At 66.2% G+C, this 3,859-nt stretch carries 4 protein-coding genes; 3 read left to right on the top strand and 1 reads right to left on the bottom strand.

What is annotated here, in order from left to right:
* Positions 1 to 24: 24 nt before the first annotated feature.
* Positions 25 to 1,293, bottom strand: a complete 1,269-nt coding sequence (locus tag U9980_RS13245; RefSeq protein WP_322768185.1) for an acyl-CoA dehydrogenase family protein — start codon at positions 1,291 to 1,293, stop codon at positions 25 to 27.
* A 301-nt stretch (positions 1,294 to 1,594) separates the two neighbouring features.
* Here U9980_RS13245 and U9980_RS13240 point away from each other — a divergent pair, with 301 nt between their 5' ends.
* The 3 genes from U9980_RS13240 to U9980_RS13230 are packed head-to-tail and all read left to right on the top strand — an operon-like array spanning position 1,595 to position 3,770.
* Positions 1,595 to 2,515, top strand: coding sequence for an acyl-CoA thioesterase II (locus U9980_RS13240; RefSeq protein ID WP_322768184.1), 921 nt, complete (start codon positions 1,595 to 1,597; stop codon positions 2,513 to 2,515).
* 47 nt (positions 2,516 to 2,562) lie between these two features.
* Positions 2,563 to 2,838: a hypothetical protein gene (locus tag U9980_RS13235; RefSeq protein WP_322768183.1), complete on the top strand. Its 276-nt coding sequence runs from the start codon at positions 2,563 to 2,565 to the stop codon at positions 2,836 to 2,838.
* Positions 2,835 to 3,770, top strand: coding sequence for an amidohydrolase family protein (locus U9980_RS13230; RefSeq protein ID WP_322768182.1), 936 nt, complete (start codon positions 2,835 to 2,837; stop codon positions 3,768 to 3,770). Before U9980_RS13235 ends, U9980_RS13230 begins: the two co-directional genes overlap by 4 nt.
* Positions 3,771 to 3,859: the final 89 nt, after the last annotated feature.

The raw sequence follows: 3,859 nt of genomic DNA, 5'->3' as shown, positions 1-3,859 counted from the left end.
CGGCTGGCTGGATACCCGCCCGTTTCACGACCCAGGAAGAGCGCCCGTAGCCGCGCTTCTACCGGCCCGACCGGAGGCAACCGCCGGCTCCTTGGGCAACCCGAGGACGGTTTCCCCAAGAATGTTGCGCTGTACCTGGGACGAGCCCGCATAGATGGTGCCTGCCACGGAGTTGTAAAGGGTGCCGATCCAGGATGCGGTGGAATTCGGCGAACCCGGGTCGTCCGTGCGATAGGCACGCGGCGGCCGCCGCCCCTGCATGACCATGCCAGCTGCGCCGAGGACATCAAGACTCAGGTCGGTGACCAGCTTATGGTATTCACTCCAGTACAACTTGCTGATCGACGACTCAGGGCCAGGAGGCCCGCCCAGTAGGTAGCCGGTGAGCACGCGGTAGCCGAGGAAGCGCATGACCTCGACCCGGGCATAGCAGTCGGCGAGCCGCTGCCGCACGATCGGATCAGCGCCGAGCCCCCGCTCGCGGACCAGATCCCGCAGTCGGTCGAGCTCATTGCGAAACAGCACCGGGTTCGTCGCGGCCTCCTCACCGCGCTCGTACCCCAACAGGGTCATCGCGACCTGCCAGCCGCCGTTGACCGTCCCGACGACGTTGTCCGCGGCTGTGCGCGCGTCGACGAAGAAGACCTCGTTGAACTCGCTGTCGCCGTTCATCGCCGGGATGGGCCGTACCTCGATACCGGGCTGACGCAGGGGGACCAGCAGAAACGAGATTCCGCGGTGGGGTCGCGCGTCCGGGTCGGTACGGGCCAGCACGAAGATCCAGTCTGCCTCGTGAGCCATCGACGTCCAGATCTTCTGACCGTCAATGACCCATTCGTCGCCGTCGAGGACCGCCCGAGTACGCAGAGAAGCCAGGTCCGAGCCTGCGCCGGGTTCCGAATAGCCCTGGCACCACTTCTCCTCGCCCGACAGGATCTTCGGGAGAAACCTGTGCTTCTGCTCCTCGGTGCCGGCCCGCAGCAACGTGTTGCCGACCATCTTGATGCTGAACGTGTCGTTACGGATGCCCCACGGCGCGCCGGCCTGCGCTAGCTCCTCCATGAGGACCACCTGTTCGATCTTGGTTAACCCGCCGCCGCCGTACTCCGCCGGCCAGGAGACGCCAAGCAGGCCAGCCCGGAACAGCCGGTCCCGCCAGTCACGGGTGAAGACCTCCGCCTCGTCGGAACCGAGGCTGCCGATCCCCGTCCAGCCGTCAGGAAGGTTCGCCGCCAGGAACGCGCGAACACGGACCCGAAACTCCTCCGCCACCGACGGATACCCGAACTCCATCGCACCCCACTCCGTCGGCGGGTCCAGGACCCACCACCAGCCCAGGCAACATCGTCTATATGTTCCAACTAGATCGGGTGTACGCGCAAGCCTTCCGGGCTCAGGTCGACCAGACGAGCCCGAGGTACGGCGGGGAGCCGCGTCCACATCATCCAGGGATCACCCGCTGAGGTCTATCATCATACTAATAGAACTACTTTAGCGTGACCTCGAAAGATCGGCGCGTTCCGTCGCGACCGTCTCGACATCGTCACTTTAACGTAGTATACGTTTAAAGATATATAGGATGAGAGGTGTGATCGTGACGCACCCCGCTTCTGACAGCGGCGGAGTCGCACTGACGTCCGCGCTACGGCCGCTGCTCGAGCTGGAGGCCATCCAGGAGGATGTCTTCCGCGGACGTAGCCGCGAGAACGAGTCCACCCGGACCTTCGGCGGCCTTTTCGCCGCGCAGGCGCTGGTCGCCGCGGGCCGCACGGTCACCGACGACCGGGCGGCGCACAGCCTGCATATCGTGTTCCTGCGTCCGGGCGCGGTCGGCGCAACGACCGAGTACACCGTCGAGAAACTGCGCGACGGTCGCGGGTTCAGCTCGCGCCGCGTGGTCGCCGCCCAGGCTGGCGGCGACATCCTGCACGCCTCGGTGTCGTTCCACGTGGGCGAGGACGGCTACGAGCACACGCTGCGACCGCCGACTGTTCCCGACCCGGACGAACTCCCCCCGGCGGCGTCGTGGTTCACCGCCGCCGGGGCTGAGGTCGACGACTGGTACAACACCTACCTCGGCAGCCATCCGGTGGATCTCCGCTTCGTGGGTGAGCCACCGCCGCTGTCGGCCCGTCGCGGCCGGCCGTCCACCGGCCTGCAGGTCTGGATTCGCAGCCGCGATCCACTCGGTGACGATCCGTTGACGCACGCGAGTGCCGTGACGTATGCGTCCGACCTGTTCCTCCTGGCGTCAGCACTGCTCCCGCACGGCCAGGCGTTCGGCACCGGATCCGTCGTCGGCGCCAGCCTCGACCACAGCATGTGGTTCCACCGCCCATTCCGGGCGGACGACTGGCTGCTCTTCGACAAGGGCAGCCCGTGGGCGGGCTCCGGCCGGGGGCTGACGAACGGCTCCGTCTTCGACCGCTCGGGACAGCTCGTGGCGTCCGTCATCCAGGAGGGACTGCTACGCCGCGTACCCGCGGCCGCATCCCAGCAACGACCCGTTGTCTAGATTGGCACACGTGCGTTAAATTGCGGGAGGCGACTGGGAGGAGCCCGATGAGCACACCAAAGATCATCTCTGTCGACGACCACATCCTTGAACCCGGTGACCTGTGGCAGCGCTACCTACCCGAGCGATTCCGGGCGGACGGCCCCCGTCTGGTCCGGCTCAAGGGACGCTTCGGGACGCACGCCCGCAGCGGCTGGCGGGAGGCCGAAGACGGGCTGTGGGCCGACGTCTGGGTGTTCGGAGACGTCAAAATGGAAATCCTTCCAGGCTTCGCGGCAGCGGGTAAGGATCAGAACTACTCGGGCGGCACTGGGAGGCCATGACCTACGAGGACATGCGGCCAGGCTGTTACGACAGGACGGCCCGACTGGCCGACATGGACGCCAACCACACCGAGGCCGCCCTGAGCTTCCCGACGTTTCCCCGGTTCTGCGGGCAGACGTTCCACGAGTGCGGCGACCGCGACCTGGGCCTTGCGTGCGTGCAGGCATACAACGACTGGATGATCGACGAATGGTGCGCCGACGAGGCGTACGGTCGGCTCATCCCGTTGACCCTGATCCCACTGTGGGACCCCGAACTCGCCGCGGCGGAGGTTCGTCGCTGCGCGGCCAAGGGCTCGCACGCGGTCTGCTTCTCGGAGAACCCGGCCCGATTGAAGCTACCGAGCATCCACACCGACCACTGGGATCCGCTGTTCGCCGCGTGTGAGGACACCGACACCGTCCTCAACCTGCACATCGGGTCCTCCTCCACGTTCCCGATGACCTCGATCGACGCCCCGCGAGCGGTGTCACTCGCCCTGACCTACCAGGGTGCGTCCCATGCGTTCGCAGACTGGCTCACCAGCGGTGTGCTGGAGCGGTTCCACGACCTGCGGGTGGCATTGAGTGAAGGTCAGATCGGTTGGATGCCGTTCATCCTGGAACGGCTCGACAGCGTCTGGGAACAGCGACCGGTCTACGGCAACCTGGACGGCAGGCTCTCGCGCCCGCCGTCCACCTACGTCCGCGACCGGATCTACGGGTGCGTGTTCGACGATTCCATCGGGCTCACCCTGCGGCACCGCATCGGCATGGAACAGATCATGTTCGAGACTGACTATCCGCACGGTGACTCGACCTGGCCGAACTCGAAAGCGGTCTTCGAAAAGATGGTCACGGAGGCGGGACTCAACGCGGACGAGGCATATCTGCTCGCCCGTGGCAACGCCATCCGCTGCTTCCGGCTCGACCGGTACGGCATCACGGCTTAGCCGGCGCTCGGGTGGGCAACAGATCGCGTGAGTACTCGCGCGCTCGGCGGCCCCACCTAAACCGGTCCGGCCAAAGAGCGCGCGATCAT

Source organism: Protofrankia sp. Cr1, assembly GCF_963555865.1.
GTDB lineage: Bacteria > Actinomycetota > Actinomycetes > Frankiales > Frankiaceae > Protofrankia.
The sequence above is the reverse complement of the archived record's forward strand: the minus strand, read 5'-3'. Positions and strand labels throughout refer to the sequence as shown.